Genomic DNA, 15,659 nt, shown 5'->3' on the forward strand with positions numbered 1-15,659 from the left:
GGTGACTGAACGATGGGCGAGGGCGGGGCGCTTTCAATTCCCGCGGACCCGGCGTCAGTACATCACGCGCAGCGTCGCCAGGGAGTTGAAAGCTGCCGAGACGGGGCGGTTTCCAAGGGGAGTCTCCGGTTGCAGCGAGGCGCGATTATGTCACCGGCCACAGGGCGACAAGGCACTCGAACTGGACGGACATACAGTAAAGTCGTGCCCATGCAGACCCCTGCGTCCCCCGTTCTTTCCACCCCCCCGAAGACGCAAGCCGAGCGCCTGGCCGCGGCGCTCGCCGCGCTCAACGACGACCAGCGCGCGGCGGTCGAGCATGGCGTGGGCGCGGCGGTCGGCGCCGACCACCGGCCGCTGCTCGTGATCGCCGGTGCCGGCTCGGGCAAGACCAGCACGCTGGCGCACCGCGTGGCGCACCTGATCGCGGACGGGGTCGATCCGCAGCGGCTGCTGCTGCTCACCTTCTCGCGCCGCGCCGCGCAGGAAATGGAGCGCCGCGCGGGCCAGGTGCTGGCGCGCGTGCTGGGCCTGAAGTCGGAGCGCCCGCCCGCGCTGCCGTGGGCCGGCACCTTCCACGGCATCGGCGCGCGGCTGCTGCGCGAATACGCCGCGCAGATCGGGCTGGACGAGAACTTCACCATCCACGACCGCGGCGACGCCGAAGACCTCATGGGGCTGGTGCGGCACGAGCTGGGCCTGTCGTCCACGGTCAACCGCTTCCCGCGCAAGGGCACCTGCCTGTCGATCTACTCGCGCTGCGTGAACACGCGCGCGCCGCTGGCCGCCGTGCTGAAAGACAGCTTTCCCTGGTGCGCCGAGTGGGAGGTTGAGCTCAAGACGCTCTTCGGCGCCTACGTCGAGGCCAAGCAGCAGCAGAACGTGCTCGACTACGACGACCTGCTGCTCTACTGGGCCGAGATGGTCGCCGAGCCCGCGCTGGCCGCGCATGTCGGCGCGCGCTTCGACCACGTGCTGGTCGACGAGTACCAGGACACCAACCTGCTGCAGGCCGAGATCCTGCGCGCGATGAAGCCCGACGGGCGCGGCGTGACGGTGGTGGGCGACGACGCGCAGTCGATCTACTCGTTCCGCGGCGCCACGGTGCGCAACATCCTCGACTTTCCCTCGCAGTTCTCGCAGGCCGCGCGCATCGTCACGCTGGAGCGCAACTACCGCTCGACGCAGCCGATCCTCGACGTGTCGAACCGCGTCATCGCGCAGGCCGCCGAGCGGCACGCCAAGACGCTGTGGACCGACAAGCCCTCGGCCGGCAAACCGGTGCTGGTGCTCGTGCCCGACGAGGCCGGGCAGGCGCGCTGGGTGGCCGACAAGATCCTGGCGCACCGCGAGGGCGGACTGGCGCTGAAGTCGCAGGCGGTGCTGTTTCGCACCTCGTCGCACAGCGCGGCGCTCGAGCTGGAACTGGCGCGGCGCAACATCCCGTTCGTGAAGTTCGGCGGGCTCAAGTTCCTCGAAGCCTCGCACGTGAAGGACCTGCTCGCCGTGCTGCGTTTTGCGCAGAACCCGCGCGGGCGCATGGCGGGCTTCCGGGTCACACAGCTCATTCCCGGCGTGGGCCCGGTCACCGGCACGCGCCTGCTCGACGCGATGGACCAGGCGGCCGACCCGGCCGCGGCCGTGCGCGACTTCGTGCCGCCGTCGGCCGCGCGCGAACAGTGGGCCGACTTTGCCCAGGCCTACGCCGCCTTGCGCGCGCCGTCGCTGCAGTGGCCGGCCGACGTGGAGGTGGCGATGCAGTGGTACCAGCCGCACCTGGAGCGGCTGTACGAAGACACCTCGGGCGTGCGGCGTGCCGACGTCGAGCAGCTGGCGCGGCTGGCGGCCGGCTATGGCTCCCGCGAGCGCTTTCTCACCGAGCTCACGCTCGATCCGCCCGAAGCCACCAGCGACCGGCCCGGCCCGCCCTCGCTCGACGAGGACTACCTGATCCTGTCGACCATCCATTCGGCCAAGGGCCAGGAGTGGAACTCGGTGCACGTCATCAACGTGGTCGACGGCTGCATGCCGGCCGACGTGGCACAGGGCGCGCACGAGCTGGAAGAAGAGCGGCGCCTGCTCTACGTGGCGATGACGCGGGCCCGCGATCACCTGCACCTGGTGATGCCGCAGCGCTTCCACATCACACAGCAGGCGGCGCGTGGCGACCGGCACCTGTACGCCAACCGCACCCGCTTCATCACGGAGTCTGACCTGGCGGGCTTCGAGCTGCAGACCTGGCCGCCGCCGCCGGTGCTGCCGCCCGCCGTGCCGCCACCGGCCGCGGTGATCGACCTGCGCAACCGCATGCGCGCCGCCTGGCGCTGAACGGGCCGGCCCTTCGGGCGGGAGGGACACTGCGCGCTGCACATGGAAACACTTGCTTCCAATGTGCCGCAACGGCATGCCACTGCACGGGGACAGCTATGGAATCAATAGCGGATTAGGGCATGCAATACACCGGCCCGTCACTCGGGCAAGCCCCGGTATTGCAATACCGTGACAGCTTGGGCATAGTGAATCCGACCGCCCCCTTTCTTCATCTCCCTTCCTCTTCTCCCTCTCTCCCAACCTCACCTGTTTCGCCGGCCACGCTTCATCCCGGAGCGCGGTCATTTCCCCAACCGTCAATTCTCAGGAGGTCATTCATGAATTTGACGATCAGCGGTCATCACCTCGACGTCACACCTGCCTTGCGCACCTACGTCACGAGCAAGCTGGACCGGATCACGCGACATTTCGACCAGGTGGTCGATGTCAAGGTGATCCTCACGGTGGAAAAGCAGAAGGAAAAGGAACGCCGCCAAAGGGCGGAGTGCAACATTCACGTCAAGGGCAATGACATGTTCGCGGAATCGAGCCACGCTGATCTGTACGCCGCGGTCGATGAGCTGGTCGACAAGCTCGACCGCCAGGTGGTCCGCCACAAGGATCGCTTGCAGGACCACCATCACGTGGCGCCCAAGCGCGTGATGTAAACGCCGGGCCCCGCGCCCCGCATCTCAGGCCGCCTTCGGGCGGCCTTTTGTTTGTCCGACCACATTGGTGGGGCTTTGCAAGGGCCTCCAGAGGAAGCGACGCCTCACGGCAACACATGTAGACGAAAGTAATTAGGGGGACTGGGGGTTTTTACCGAGGAGGTGCATAATCGCCCCGCTCTGACCCCACCATGAATCGCCTCGCGTCCATCCTGCCGCCCGCTCAAGTGCTCGTGAGCGTTGACGCCACCAGCAAGAAACGTGCTTTCGAAGAAGCCGGCCTGCTGTTCGAGAGCCTTCACGGTCTGGGCCGTGCCCTCATCACCGACAGCCTGTTTGCGCGCGAGCGCCTCGGCTCCACCGGTCTGGGCCACGGGGTGGCCATTCCCCATGGCCGCATCAAGGGCCTCAAGGCGCCGATGGCCGCGGTGTTCCAGCTGGCGAACCCCATCGGCTTCGACGCTCCCGACGAGCAGCCCGTGGCGCTGCTGATCTTCCTGCTGGTGCCCGAAGCGGCCACGCAGAAGCACCTCGAAATCCTGTCTGAAATTGCCGAGTTGCTGAGCGACGCCGGCCTGCGCGAGCAGATCAAGTCCAGCACCGACGCCGCCGCGCTGCACGGCCTCATCGCCGGCTGGCAGTCGACCCAGGTCGCCTGAGCGCCCGTGCCGGGCCTGCCGCTGCTGCTGATAAGCTGCGGCGACGCTTTTCTCTCTCTCCATCCTGACCAGAATGCCGGCGTCTTGCGCCGGCCGCCGCACGCATGAAGCCGACCGTCATCAGCGCCGATGCCATGTTCGAGGAGTTCCGCGGGTCGCTCCGCTGGGAATGGCTCGCGGGCCTGGGTGCCTCGGAGCGCCAGTTCGACCCCGACGTCATCAGCCGCGCGCAGTCGGCCGCCGACCTGGTCGGCTACCTGAACTACATCCACCCGTACCGCGTGCAGATCCTCGGTGCGCGCGAGGTGGCCTACCTCACGCGCGGCAGCAAGGAAGACTGCGTGCGCCGCATCGGGCGCATCGTCACGCTGGAGCCGCCGATGCTGGTGCTGGCCGACGGCCAGGCCGCGCCCGACGAGCTGCTGTCGATCTGCGAACGCGCCCAGCTGCCGCTGTTTGCCACGCGCGAGTCGTCGGCCTTCGTGATCGACCTGCTGCGCGCCTACCTGTCCAAGCACTTCGCCGAGCGCACCTCGATGCACGGCGTGTTCATGGACATCCTGGGCATGGGCGTGATGATCACGGGCGAGTCGGGCCTGGGCAAAAGCGAGCTCGGCCTGGAGCTGATCTCGCGCGGCAACGGCCTGGTGGCCGACGACGCGGTCGACCTGTACCGCATCAACCAGAACACCATCGAGGGGCGCTGCCCCGACCTGCTGCTGAACCTGCTGGAGGTGCGCGGCATCGGCCTCCTGGACATCCGCGCGATCTTCGGCGAGACGGCCGTGCGCCGGAAGATGCGCCTGAAGCTCATCGTGCACCTCGTGCGGCGCGACAGCTTCGAGCGCGACTACGAGCGCATGCCCTCGGCGCCGCTCACGCAGGACGTGCTGGGCATCCCGGTGCGCAAGGTCATCATCCAGGTGGTGGCGGGGCGCAACATCGCCGTGCTGGTGGAAGCCGCGGTGCGCAACTCGATCCTGCAGCTGCGCGGCATCGACACCTATGCCGACTTCGTGGCGCGCCACCACAAGGCGATGGAAAGCGGGCGCGACCCGGACTGACGCAGGCAAGAAAAAAGCCCTTCGAAACGAAGGGCTGCTTTCTGCTTTCGCGGGGTGGCTGGCGTCAGCGCTTCTTGACGCAGTCGCCGCACAGGCCGTACAGCGACATGGCGTGGTCCTGCAGGACCCAGCCCTTGTCCTTGGCGATCATCTGCTGGCGCCGCTCGATCTCGGCGTCGTAGAACTCCTCGACCTTGCCGCACGAGGTGCAGACCAGGTGGTCGTGGTGCGTGCCTTCGTTCAATTCGTAGACTGCCTTGCCGCTTTCGAAGTGGCTGCGCTCCAGGATGCCGGCCTGCTCGAACTGCGTGAGCACGCGGTACACGGTGGCCAGGCCGATGTCGGAGTGTTCGTTGAGCAGCACGCGGAAGACGTCTTCCGCGGTCATGTGCCGCTGGCTGCCGGTCTGGAAGATCTCGAGGATCTTCAGTCGCGGCAAGGTGGCCTTGAGGCCGGTGTTCTTGAGTTCGTCGATGTTGGCCATGATGGTTCCTGCGCCCTGGGCTGAGGCCGGGCCTTCAGGCTCGGCCGCTACAATGTTCGATCATATCGCTACCCCCTCTTCTCCCATGCCTGCCATCCTCCAACGCCGGCCCTGGTTGCTGGTTGCTGCCATTGCGGCGACGCTCGCCCTCGGTGCCTGCAGCGGTTTCAGCGAACGCACGCGTGGCGCGCTGTCTGCCGTCACCCCCTACAAAGTCGAAGTGGTGCAAGGCAATTTCGTGTCGAAGGAACAGGTCGCGGCACTCAAGCCCGGCATGTCGCGCCAGCAGGTGCGCGAAATCCTCGGCACCTCGCTGCTGAACGACGTCTTCCACGCCAACCGCTGGGACTACGTCTTCACGATCCGCCGCCAGGGCGTCGATCCGCAGGAGCGCCGCCTGACCGTGTTCTTCAACGGCGAACTCATGGACCGCTTCGAGGGCGACGAGATGCCCAGCGAAGAAGAATTCGTCGCCACGCTCGACACCCGCCGCAAGAGCGGCAAGGTGCCGCAGCTCGAGGCCACCGAAGAAGAGCTCAAGAAATACGCGCCCAAGGCCGACAAGAAAGCCGACACCACCGGCACCCCGGCAGCCCCCATGCCCGCGCTGCCGGCCGCCTACCCCCCGCTCGAAGCCGCGCGCTGAGCGTGCGCGGCAGGGCTCCGGCGGCGGCCACCCCTCCTGCGGGCGGTGCCCGCCGGACCGGTGGGGTGGCTTTTGTCGGTGTCCATGGCTCCCGTAGGGACTTTTCAACGACCGAATCCCCGTGACTGAACCGACCACCACCCCCACTTCCGATTCTTCTTCTTCCGCTCCCGCGCTGCGCCGGGTGGCGATCGCCGGCGCCTCGGGCCGCATGGGCCACATGCTCATCGAAGCCGTGCGCAACGCGCCCGACTGCCGCCTGGCCGGCGCGCTCGACATCGCCGGCAGCGCCGCCCTCGGCGCCGATGCCGCGGCCTTCCTGGGCTTCACCAGCGGCGTGCCCATCGTGGCCGACCTGCGCACCGGCCTGCAGGACGCGCAGGTGATGATCGACTTCACCCGCCCCGAAGGCACGATGGCGCACCTGGCCGTGTGCCGCGAGCTGGGCGTGCAGGCCGTGATCGGCACCACCGGCTTCAGCGACGCGCAGAAGGCCGAGATCGCCGAGATCGCCAAAGACATCGCCATCATGATGGCGCCCAACATGAGCGTGGGCGTCAACGTCACGCTCAAGCTGCTCGACATGGCCGCCCGCGCCATGGCCACCGGCTACGACATCGAGATCGTCGAGGCCCACCACCGCTTCAAGGTCGATGCGCCCTCGGGCACCGCGCTCAAGATGGGCGAGGTGATCGCCGATGCGCTGGGCCGCGACCTCAAGGACTGCGCCGTGTACGGCCGCGAAGGCATCACGGGCGAGCGCGACCCGTCGACCATCGGCTTCGCCACCATCCGCGGCGGTGACATCGTGGGCGACCACACCGTGCTGTTCGCGGGCATCGGCGAGCGCATCGAAATCTCCCACAAGTCGTCCAGCCGCGTGACCTACGCGCAGGGCGCGCTGCGTGCGGTGCGCTTCCTGAGCGGCCAGCGCAGCGGCCTGTTCGACATGTTCGACGTACTCGGCCTGCGTTAAGCCAGGCGCACAAAACCAAGGACGCGGATGAGCGTGCTCGAACTGCTGACCCACGGTGACGGCGTCAGCCGTTCGGTGGCCGCGCTGCTGCTCGCGATGTCGATCGCCAGCTGGGTCGTGATCCTCTGGAAAGCCTGGCTGCTGCGCGGCGGCACGCGCGACGTGCTGCGCAGCATCGCCGCCTTCTGGCAGTCGGCCACCCTGGTCGAGGCCGAGCAGAAACTCCAGGCCTTCGACCGCGCCGAACTCGTGCGCCCCGCCGTGGCCGCGCTGCGCCAGGCCGCCACCGAAGCCCCCGGCGGCACGCTGGGCGCCACGGTCGACCGCAACCAGCGCCTCACGCGCGTGCTGCGCGGTGCGCTGCACGGCGCGCTGCGGCGCCTGCAGGCGGGGCAGATCCTGCTGGCCACCGTGGGCGCCACCGCGCCCTTCGTCGGCCTGCTCGGCACCGTCTGGGGCATCTACGGTGCCCTGGCGGGCATCGCGGGCCAGACCGGCGGCTTCACCATCGACAAGGTGGCCGGGCCGGTCGGCGAGGCGCTTGTCATGACGGCCTTCGGCCTCGCGGTCGCCATTCCGGCCGTGCTGGCCTACAACGTGTTTGGCCGTGTGGTGGGCCGCGTCGAGGCCGAGCTCGAAGGCTTTGCGCACGACCTGCTCGGCAGCTTCGGCGAAGCGCCGGCACCCGCCGCACCGCCGCCCGCGCGGCCGATGCCCGTCTAAGGCGCAGCACACACCATGGCCTTCGGACGCACCTCACTGGGCAGCAGCGCCGCAGGCGGCGGGCGGGCCATGGGCGCGGGTGGGCAGCGCCCGCTGTCCGACATCAACGTCACGCCGCTGGTCGACGTGATGCTGGTGCTGCTGGTGATCTTCATCATCACCGCGCCGTTGATGGCCAGCTCGATCAAGCTCGACCTGCCGCAGACCGACGCGGGCCAGCCCAACGACACGCCCAAGTTCGTGAGCCTGTCGGTCGATGCGTCGGGCAAGGTCTTCCTGAACGACAAGCCCGTGACCGACGAAGAGCTGACGGCCCAGCTCGAAAAGGCCGCCGCCGACAGCAAGGACACCGAGGTGCAACTGCGCGCCGACCAGACCGTGCCCTATGGCAAGGTGGTGGCGCTCATGGGCATCGCGAACAAGGCCGGGCTGAGCCGCATCGGCTTTGTCACCGAGGCCGAGGCGGCCCCCGCCAAACCGCGCTGACCTTGCGGGCCCGGCCCGCTCGCCTCAGCCGAGCACGACGGGCTTCGTGTGCCAGATCTCGTGGGCGTATTCGGCGATCGTCCGGTCCGACGAGAACGCGCCCATTCCCGCCACGTTGAGGATCGCCATGCGCGTCCAGGCCTCCGCGTCGCGGTACAGCGCATCGACCTCGGCCTGCTTCGCGACATAGCTCGCGTAGTCGGCCAGCAGCAGGTAGTGGTCGCCCCAGTTCACGAGCGCGTCGTAGATGCCCTGGTAGCGCGCCGGCTCGCCCGGCGAGAACGCGCCATCGCGAATGGCATCGAGCACGCGTTTCAGTTCGGCGTTCTCCTCGTAGATCTCGCGCGGCTGGTAGCCGCGCGCGCGGATGTCGGCCACCTCGGGCGTGGTGTGGCCGAAGATGAAGATGTTCTCGGGGCCGACGTTCTCGCGCATCTCGACATTGGCGCCGTCGAGCGTGCCGATGGTGAGCGCGCCGTTGAGCGCGAACTTCATGTTGCCGGTGCCTGAAGCTTCCGTGCCCGCGGTGGAAATCTGCTCCGACAGGTCGGCCGCCGGCATGATGATCTCGGCCAGGCTCACGCTGTAGTTCGGCAGGAACACCACCTTCAGCAGCTTGCCCACGCGCGCGTCGGCGTTCACGGTGGTCGCCACGTCGTTGATGAGGCGGATCACCTGCTTGGCCATCGCATAGGCCGAGGCTGCCTTGCCCGCGAACACGACCACGCGCGGCACGATGTCGGCCGGCGTGCCGCTGGCCTGCGCATCGAGGATGCGGTGATAGCGCGCGATCACGTGCAGCACGTTGAGCAGCTGCCGCTTGTACTCGTGGATGCGCTTGACCTGCACGTCGAACATCGCGTCGGTGTCCAGGTCGAGCTTCAGGTGCTCGCCGACCCAGTTGGCCAGCCGCAGCTTGTTCTCGCGCTTGGCATGGCGAAAGGCGCGCACGAAGGCGGGCTGCGCGACCATCGGGCGCAGCGCTTCGAGCTGCGACAGGTCGCGCCGCCAGCCCTTGCCGATGCGCTGGTCGAGCAGCGCGGCCAGCGGCGGGTTGGCCTGGGCGAGCCAGCGGCGCGGCGTGACGCCGTTGGTCTTGTTGTTGAAGCGCTCGGGAAAGATCTTCGCGAAGTCGGCAAAGATCGACTGCTTCATCAGCTCCGAGTGCAGCCCCGACACCCCGTTCACCGAATGGCTCGCGAGCACCGCCACGTAGGCCATGCGCACGCGGCGCTCGCCGGTCTCGTCGATCAGCGAGAGGCGGCGCACCAGCTCGACGTCCTGGCCGTGCGTCTGCGTCACGGCGGCCAGGAACTTCGCGTTGATGTCGTACAGGATCTGCAGGTGGCGCGGCAGGATGCGCCCGAGCATCTCGACCGGCCAGGTTTCCAGGGCCTCGTGCATCAGCGTGTGGTTGGTGTAGCTGAACACCTTCTGCGTGTGGCCCCAGGCCACGTCCCACGCCAGGCCGTGCTCGTCGAGCAGCAGGCGCATGAGCTCGGGCACGGCCAGCACCGGGTGCGTGTCGTTCAGGTGGATGCTGACCTTGTCGGACAGCTGGTCGAAGCTCGTGTGGTTGCGCAGGTAGCGGCGCAGCAGGTCCTGCACGCTGGCGCTGCAGAAGAAGTACTCCTGGTGCAGCCGCAGCTCGCGGCCCGAGGGCGTGGAGTCGTCGGGGTAGAGCACGCGCGAGACGTTCTCGGAGTGGTTCTTGCTCTCCACCGCCGCCATGTAGTTGCCGCGGTTGAAGGCCGACAGGTCGATCTCCTCGGTGGCGCGCGCCGACCACAGCCGCAAGGTGTTGGTGGCCTGCGTGCCGTAGCCGGGAATGATGGTGTCGTAGGCCACGGCCAGCACGTCGTGCGTGTCGACCCAGTCGGCCGCGCCGTAGGGCGCGTTCTTGCCTTCGCGCTTTTGCACGTGGCCGCCGAAGCGCACGCGGTAGTTCACCTCGGGCCGCTGGAACTCCCACGGGTTGCCGCGCGTGAGCCAGTAGTCGGGCGTTTCGACCTGCTGGCCGTCGACGATGCGCTGGCGGAACATGCCGTACTCGTAGCGGATGCCGTAGCCCATGCCGGGCACGCCGAGCGTGGCCATCGAATCGAGGAAGCAGGCCGCGAGCCGGCCCAGGCCGCCGTTGCCGAGCGCCGCGTCGGGCTCGCGCTCGGCCAGCGCCGCCATGTCGACACCGAAGTCGGCCAGCGCCTCGCGCACGGTGCCGTACAGGTCGACGGCGAGCAGCGCGTTGGTGAAGGTGCGCCCGATGAGGAACTCCATCGAGAGGTAATACACGCGCTTGAGGTCCTGCGCGTAGTTGGCGCGCGTGGTCGTCATCCAGCGCTCGACAAGCTGGTCGCGCACGGCCAGCGCAGTGGCGTGCAGCCAGTCATCCTGGCTGGCGGCCACGGGGTCCTTGCCGACGGCGTAGATCAGCTTGTTGGCCACCGCGCGCTTGAAGGCGGCAACGTCGCGGTCGGGGTGGTCGTAGGCGAAGTCCTTGATCGTCATGGGGGCGTTCCCGGAGTGGGTGGTGGGGTGTGGGGCGGGGGCTTCAGGCCAGCGCCCGTTGGTACACATCGATGTACTGCGCCGCTGCCGTGCCCCAGTCGGCCGGGCGCCGCATGGCGTTGCCGCGCACGCGGCGCCAGTCGGCGGCGCGCTCGTACAGCGCGAAGGCGCGGCGCAGGGCGCGGTCGTAGTCGGCGTCCTCGAAGCGGTCGAACACGAAGCCGGTGGCGGCGCCGCTGGCCATGTCTTCCAGCGTGCAGTCGACGACGGTGTCGGCCAGCCCGCCGACGCGGCGCACCAGCGGCAGGCTGCCGTACTTCAGTCCGTACATCTGCGTGAGGCCGCAGGGCTCGAACAGCGAGGGCACGATCGTCACGTCGCCCGCGCCGAAGAGCTGGTGCGCCAGCGTCTCGTCGTAGCCGATGGTGACGCTCACCGAGGCGGGCGCCGCCGCCGCGCGCTGGCGGAAGGCCTCTTCGAGCCAGCCTTCGCCGCTGCCCAGCAGCGCCAGCTGGCCGCCCTGCGCGAGCAGCGTGTCGAGGCCGCCGAGCACGAGGTGCAGGCCCTTCTGCTCGGTGAGCCGGCTCACCACGATGAACAGCGGCGCGTCGGGGCGCTCGGCCAGCCCCAGCTGGCGCTGCAGCACCGACTTGCAGCGCGCCTTGCCGGCCATGTGGCGGCCCTCGGGCGTTTGGTAGCCCTGCACCAGCGCGGCGTCGGTGGACGGGTTCCAGACCTGGTCGTCGACCGCGTTGAGGATGCCGCTGAGCACGCCGGCGCGCTGGCGCAGCAGGCCGTCGAGGCCGCAGCCCTGCTCGGGCGTCTGGATCTCGAGCGCGTAGGTCGGGCTCACGGTGGTGAGCTGGTCGGCGAAGTACAGGCCGCCCTTCATGAAGGAGATCTGGCCGTGGTACTCCAGCCCGTTCATGTGGAAGGCCGGCGCAGGCAGGCCGAGCTCGGCGAAGTGCCAGGGCGCGAACACGCCCTGGTAGGCCAGGTTGTGCACCGTGAACACGCTGCCCGTGCGCGGGCCGCCCGCGCGCCGCGCGAAGGCCAGGTAGGCCGGCGCGAGCGCTGCGTGCCAGTCGTGCGCGTGCACGATGTCGGGCCGCCAGCCAGGGTCGAGCCCCTGCGCGAGCTGCGCCGCCGCCCAGCCCAGCAGCGCGAAGCGCCGGTGGTTGTCGCCGTAGGGCTGGCGCGTGGTGTCTTCGTACGGATTGCCGGGCCGGTCGTAGAGCGCGGGCGCGTCGATCACGTAGGTGGGAATCGGCGGCGCGCCGGCGATGGCGACGTGCCCGGCGCGCAGGCCGAAGCGCTCGCCCCAGGGCGCGGTGAACTCGGCCACCGGCGTCAGGTCGCGCACGCCGGCCACGATGGCGGGAAAGCCCGGCAGCAGCGCGCGCGCCTCCTGCCCCGCGGCCATGAGCGCCAGGGGCAGGGCGCCGGCGATGTCCGCCAGGCCGCCGGTCTTCAGGAGGGGAAACAGCTCGGCGCTGACCTGGAGGATGCGCATGGTGGTGCGGTCGATCAGGCGGCGGCCGCGGGCGCGGGGTCCGGTGCGAGCCGCTTGAGCATTTCGCGCGTGACCAGCACCACGCCGGTTTCCGTGCGCTCGAAGCGGGCGGCGTCGGCTTCGGCGTCTTCGCCGATGACCGTGTCGTCGGGGATCACGCAGCCGCGGTCGATCACCACGCGGTTCAGCCGGCAGCCGCGGCCCACTTCCACATCGGGCAGCAGCACAGCTTCGTTGATCTCGCAGAAGGAGTGGATGCGCACGCCCGAGAACAGCACCGCGCTGCTGATCTTCGAGCCCGAAACGATGCAGCCGCCCGAGACGATGGTGTTGACCGTCATGCCGTGCTTGCCCTCGCGGTCGAGCACGAACTTGGCCGGCGGCAGCTGCCGCTGGTAGGTCCAGATGGGCCAGTCCGTGTCATAGATGTCGAGCTCCGGGGTGATCGAGGCCAGGTCGAGGTTGGCTGCCCAGAATGCATCAATCGTGCCCACGTCGCGCCAGTAGGCCTTGGCGTCGGGCCCGCGCGAGGCGCGCGTGACGCACGACATGCTGAACGGATGCGCCAGCGCACGGCCCTCGGCCACGGCGCGCGGGATGATGTCCTTGCCGAAGTCGTGGCTCGAGTCGGGGTTGGCGTTGTCTTCCTCGAGCAGCCGGTACAGGTAGGCCGAGTCGAAGATGTAGATGCCCATGCTGGCCAGCGCCAGGTCGGGGTGGCCGGGCATGGCGGGCGGGTCGGCGGGCTTCTCGAGGAAGCTGGTGATCTGGCGGCCGTCGTCCACCGCCATCACGCCGAAGGCCGTGGCCTCGTGGCGCGGCACCTCGATGCAGCCGACCGTGCAGCCCAGGCCGCGCTCGGCGTGGTCCTTGAGCATGATCGAGTAGTCCATCTTGTAGATGTGGTCGCCGGCCAGCACCACCACGTAGTCGTGCGGCGTGGAGCGGGTCTGGATGATGTCCAGGTTCTGGAACACCGCGTCGGCCGTGCCGCGGTACCAGTGCTCGTCGCCCATGCGCTGCTGCGCGGGCAGCACGTCGACCATCTCGTTGAGCTCGGCGCGCAGGAAGCTCCAGCCGCGCTGCAGGTGGCGCATGAGCGAGTGCGACTTGTACTGCGTGACCACCGCCATGCGCCGGATGCCGGAGTTCAGGCAGTTGGACAGCGCGAAGTCGATGATGCGGAACTTGCCGCCGAAGTACACGGCCGGCTTGGCGCGCCGGTCGGTGAGCTGCTTGAGGCGGGAGCCCCGGCCGCCGGCCAGCACCAGCGCGATGGTGCGGCGGACCAGTTGATGGGCCTGCAGGGGGGGCTGCGGGGCTTGCGTGCCCTGGGTGTTGAGCTTGTCCATCTGTGTCTCCGTTCGTTCGTTCATTCGCTTGTATTGAATTCGTCGTCTTCAGAGTGTCCGCACCGAGTCTGGCACTGCGCCGTGGGCTTGGCTCCTACGTTCTTGCAAGCCAGAGGCTCGAAACCGGCACCTCCACCGCGCGGCCCAGCAGGCGGGGCGCGGCGCGCAGGGCGTCGGGGTCTTCGGCATCGGTGGCCAGGCAGCAGTGCCAGTCGCCGTCCGGCAACGTGAAGGCGACGGGGCTCGGGCCCGTATTCACCAGCACCAGCCAGGCGTCCTCGGCATTCCCGAACAGGATCGCAAGGGCCGTGCCCGCGTGCCAGTCGGCCGGTGCCATCGGCTGGCCGTCGGGGCGCAGCCAGCGCAGGCCCGGCGGGGCGCCGTCGGCCGGCGGTTCGGCTGGCCACCAGCGCGCGCTGCGCAGCGCCGGCGCCTCGCGGCGCAGGGCGGTGAGCCGCGCGACGAAGGCAGTCAGGCGCGCGCGTTCGCTGGCCGGGTCGGACAGCCCGATCCAGCCGAGCCAGGTGGTCTCGTTGTCCTGGCAGTAGGCGTTGTTGTTGCCGCCCTGGCTGTGGCCGAGCTCGTCGCCGGCCAGCAGCATCGGCGTGCCCTGGGACAGCAGCAGCGTGGCGAGCAGCGTGCGCTGCAGCCGCGCACGCATCGCGCGCACGGCGGGGTCGTCGCTCGGGCCTTCGACGCCGCAGTTGGTGCTCAGGTTGTGCGCATGGCCGTCGCGGTTGTCTTCGCCGTTGGCGAGGTTGTGGCGCTGCTCGTAGCTCACGAGGTCGCGCAGCGTGAAGCCGTCGTGCGCGGTGATGAAGTTGACGCTCGCGGTCGGTGCGCGGCCGTCGTGCGCGAAGCTCGCGCTGGAGGCGGTGAAGCGGTGTGCGAAGTCGCCCAGGCCGGCGGCGCCCTCGCGCCCCTGGCGCAGCCAGAAGCCGCGTTGCGTGTCGCGGAAGCGGTCGTTCCATTCGAGCCAGCCGGGCGGGAACTCGCCGAGCCGGTAGCCGCCGGGGCCGATGTCCCAGGGCTCGGCGATGCGCAGCGTGCGCGACAGCACCGGGTCTTGCGCGATGGCCGCGAAGAAGGGCGCGCGCGCATCGAAGCCACGCTGTGCGTCGCGGCCCAGCACCGGGGCGAGGTCGAAGCGGAAGCCGTCGACGCCCATCTCGCAGGCCCAGAAGCGCAGGCTGTCCATCACCAGCTGCAGCACGCGCGGCTCGCCGAGGTTCAGGCAGTTGCCCGTGCCGGCCCAGTTCTCGTACAGGGCGCGGTCGTCCGGGCGCAGGTGGTAGTACAGGGCGTTGTCGATGCCGCGCAGCGAGAGCGTGGGGCCGAGTTCGTCGCTTTCGGCGCTGTGGTTGTAGACCACGTCGATCACCAGCTCCATGCCGCGCGCATGCACCGCATCGGCCATGGCGCGGAACTCGCTGGCGGGCGTGGTGCCGGGGCGGCCGCTCCAGAAGCGCGCCTCGGGGGCGAACCAGCCGATAGTGTTGTAGCCCCAGTGGTTGGTCAGGCCCTTGGCGAGCAGGCGCTGTTCGTCGGCGCGGTGCTGCACGGGCATGAGGCTGAGGGTGGTGATGCCCAGGCGTTGCAGGTGGTCGAGGAGGGCGGGTTCTGCGAGGCCTGCGTAGGTGCCTCTTAGCGGTTCGGGTACGCCCGGGTGCTGGTGGGTGAGGCTGCGGATGTGGAGTTCGTAGAGGACGCGGTCGGTGGGGGGGATGTGGGCCTGACCCGTTGTTTTGGGTGTGTTGCTGGGGGCTGTGACGCGGGCTTTGAGTGCGATCGAGCCGTTATCTCTGTGGTCGCGTTGGGTTGGGTCTGTTGGGGTGTGGCCCAGGAAGAGGTCGCTGCCGTTGTAGTGGCCGAGGATTTCTCGGGCGTAAGGGTCGAGGAGGAGCTTGGCGGGGTTGAAGCGTTTCCCCTCATGGGGTGCCCACGGGCCATGGACTCGGTAGCCGTAGATCAGGCCGGCTCTTGCGTTGGGAAGCAGGCCGTGCCAGATGCCGTCGGTGCATTCTGGAAGCGGCAGGCGCTGTTGTTCGTTCTGGCCTGTGCTGTCGAAGAGGCAGAGTTCTACTTTGCTTGCTGTTGGCGCTGCGATGGCGAAGTTGACGCCTTGCTGTGACGGGGTTGCGCCTAAGGGGAGGGGGGTGCCTGGGCTCAGCATGTTGCTTGTGCTCCTGGGCGTTTGCTTCCCGAGGCCGGGACTCGCCCCGGCGGGCGACTCACTTTCTTTTGCTTCGCCAAAAGAAAGTAAGCAAAGA

General features: G+C 68.9%; 13 protein-coding genes. 8 read left to right on the forward strand and 5 right to left on the reverse strand.

What is annotated here, in order from left to right:
• The first annotated feature begins 210 nt into the window (after positions 1 to 210).
• From AC1RAA_RS27445 to hprK, 4 genes are all read left to right on the forward strand, one after another.
• The gene (locus tag AC1RAA_RS27445; RefSeq protein WP_492731617.1) at positions 211 to 2,328 is read left to right on the forward strand and encodes an ATP-dependent helicase; all 2,118 of its coding nucleotides are present in this window, start codon (positions 211 to 213) and stop codon (positions 2,326 to 2,328) included.
• Positions 2,329 to 2,648: 320 nt separating this feature from the next.
• Positions 2,649 to 2,978: a ribosome hibernation-promoting factor, HPF/YfiA family gene (hpf, locus tag AC1RAA_RS27450; RefSeq protein WP_013538898.1), complete on the forward strand. Its 330-nt coding sequence runs from the start codon at positions 2,649 to 2,651 to the stop codon at positions 2,976 to 2,978.
• Positions 2,979 to 3,169: 191 nt separating this feature from the next.
• Positions 3,170 to 3,637: a PTS sugar transporter subunit IIA gene (locus tag AC1RAA_RS27455; protein WP_042581318.1), complete on the forward strand. Its 468-nt coding sequence runs from the start codon at positions 3,170 to 3,172 to the stop codon at positions 3,635 to 3,637.
• Between the two features lie 104 nt (positions 3,638 to 3,741).
• Positions 3,742 to 4,701: an HPr(Ser) kinase/phosphatase gene (gene hprK / locus AC1RAA_RS27460; RefSeq protein ID WP_062481041.1), complete on the forward strand. Its 960-nt coding sequence runs from the start codon at positions 3,742 to 3,744 to the stop codon at positions 4,699 to 4,701.
• Positions 4,702 to 4,765: 64 nt separating this feature from the next.
• Here hprK and fur read toward each other — a convergent pair whose 3' ends face one another.
• Positions 4,766 to 5,185, reverse strand: a complete 420-nt coding sequence (gene fur, locus AC1RAA_RS27465; protein ID WP_062481042.1) for a ferric iron uptake transcriptional regulator — start codon at positions 5,183 to 5,185, stop codon at positions 4,766 to 4,768.
• Between the two features lie 85 nt (positions 5,186 to 5,270).
• Here fur and AC1RAA_RS27470 point away from each other — a divergent pair, with 85 nt between their 5' ends.
• The 4 genes from AC1RAA_RS27470 to AC1RAA_RS27485 all read left to right on the forward strand — a co-directional run bounded on the left by AC1RAA_RS27470 (position 5,271) and on the right by AC1RAA_RS27485 (position 8,016).
• Entirely contained in the window at positions 5,271 to 5,831 is a 561-nt protein-coding gene (locus tag AC1RAA_RS27470) for an outer membrane protein assembly factor BamE (RefSeq protein ID WP_492731618.1), read from the forward strand.
• Between the two features lie 175 nt (positions 5,832 to 6,006).
• Positions 6,007 to 6,807 (forward strand): 4-hydroxy-tetrahydrodipicolinate reductase, encoded by an 801-nt coding sequence (gene dapB / locus AC1RAA_RS27475; RefSeq protein WP_095747406.1) that lies wholly within the window; start codon positions 6,007 to 6,009, stop codon positions 6,805 to 6,807.
• 27 nt (positions 6,808 to 6,834) lie between these two features.
• Positions 6,835 to 7,530: a MotA/TolQ/ExbB proton channel family protein gene (locus AC1RAA_RS27480; RefSeq protein ID WP_095743304.1), complete on the forward strand. Its 696-nt coding sequence runs from the start codon at positions 6,835 to 6,837 to the stop codon at positions 7,528 to 7,530.
• A gap of 15 nt (positions 7,531 to 7,545) precedes the next feature.
• Positions 7,546 to 8,016 carry an ExbD/TolR family protein gene (locus tag AC1RAA_RS27485; RefSeq protein WP_099794719.1) on the forward strand — a complete coding sequence of 157 codons (471 nt, stop codon included), beginning with the start codon at positions 7,546 to 7,548 and terminating at the stop codon, positions 8,014 to 8,016.
• 24 nt (positions 8,017 to 8,040) lie between these two features.
• Here the strand turns inward: AC1RAA_RS27485 and AC1RAA_RS27490 are convergent, their stop codons facing one another.
• The 4 genes from AC1RAA_RS27490 to glgX all read right to left on the reverse strand — a co-directional run bounded on the left by AC1RAA_RS27490 (position 8,041) and on the right by glgX (position 15,562).
• Complete coding sequence (locus AC1RAA_RS27490; RefSeq protein WP_492731620.1) at positions 8,041 to 10,524, reverse strand: glycogen/starch/alpha-glucan phosphorylase; 2,484 nt, start codon at positions 10,522 to 10,524, stop codon at positions 8,041 to 8,043.
• Positions 10,525 to 10,567: 43 nt separating this feature from the next.
• Positions 10,568 to 12,037, reverse strand: coding sequence for a glycogen synthase GlgA (gene glgA / locus AC1RAA_RS27495; RefSeq protein ID WP_492731622.1), 1,470 nt, complete (start codon positions 12,035 to 12,037; stop codon positions 10,568 to 10,570).
• Between the two features lie 14 nt (positions 12,038 to 12,051).
• A complete protein-coding gene (gene glgC, locus AC1RAA_RS27500) occupies positions 12,052 to 13,389 on the reverse strand; it encodes a glucose-1-phosphate adenylyltransferase (protein WP_492731624.1) in 1,338 nt (445 codons plus the stop codon).
• A gap of 94 nt (positions 13,390 to 13,483) precedes the next feature.
• On the reverse strand, positions 13,484 to 15,562 hold the full coding sequence (gene glgX, locus AC1RAA_RS27505; protein ID WP_492731626.1) for a glycogen debranching protein GlgX: 2,079 nt from the start codon (positions 15,560 to 15,562) through the stop codon (positions 13,484 to 13,486).
• Between the last annotated feature and the right edge of the window lie 97 nt (positions 15,563 to 15,659).

Source organism: Variovorax sp. GW823-FHT04F07 (genome assembly GCF_058795995.1).

Excerpts from the sequence above, each read along its gene's own strand:
- AC1RAA_RS27445 (WP_492731617.1), top strand. The coding sequence starts at position 211 with ATGCAGACCCCTGCGTCCCCCGTTCTTTCCACCCCCCCGAAGACGCAA.
- hpf (WP_013538898.1), top strand. The coding sequence starts at position 2,649 with ATGAATTTGACGATCAGCGGTCATCACCTCGACGTCACACCTGCCTTG.
- AC1RAA_RS27455 (WP_042581318.1), top strand. The coding sequence starts at position 3,170 with ATGAATCGCCTCGCGTCCATCCTGCCGCCCGCTCAAGTGCTCGTGAGC.
- hprK (WP_062481041.1), top strand. The coding sequence starts at position 3,742 with ATGAAGCCGACCGTCATCAGCGCCGATGCCATGTTCGAGGAGTTCCGC.
- fur (WP_062481042.1), bottom strand. The coding sequence starts at position 5,185 with ATGGCCAACATCGACGAACTCAAGAACACCGGCCTCAAGGCCACCTTG.
- AC1RAA_RS27470 (WP_492731618.1), top strand. The coding sequence starts at position 5,271 with ATGCCTGCCATCCTCCAACGCCGGCCCTGGTTGCTGGTTGCTGCCATT.
- AC1RAA_RS27480 (WP_095743304.1), top strand. The coding sequence starts at position 6,835 with ATGAGCGTGCTCGAACTGCTGACCCACGGTGACGGCGTCAGCCGTTCG.
- AC1RAA_RS27485 (WP_099794719.1), top strand. The coding sequence starts at position 7,546 with ATGGCCTTCGGACGCACCTCACTGGGCAGCAGCGCCGCAGGCGGCGGG.
- AC1RAA_RS27490 (WP_492731620.1), bottom strand. The coding sequence starts at position 10,524 with ATGACGATCAAGGACTTCGCCTACGACCACCCCGACCGCGACGTTGCC.
- glgA (WP_492731622.1), bottom strand. The coding sequence starts at position 12,037 with ATGCGCATCCTCCAGGTCAGCGCCGAGCTGTTTCCCCTCCTGAAGACC.
- glgC (WP_492731624.1), bottom strand. The coding sequence starts at position 13,389 with ATGGACAAGCTCAACACCCAGGGCACGCAAGCCCCGCAGCCCCCCCTG.
- glgX (WP_492731626.1), bottom strand. The coding sequence starts at position 15,562 with ATGCTGAGCCCAGGCACCCCCCTCCCCTTAGGCGCAACCCCGTCACAG.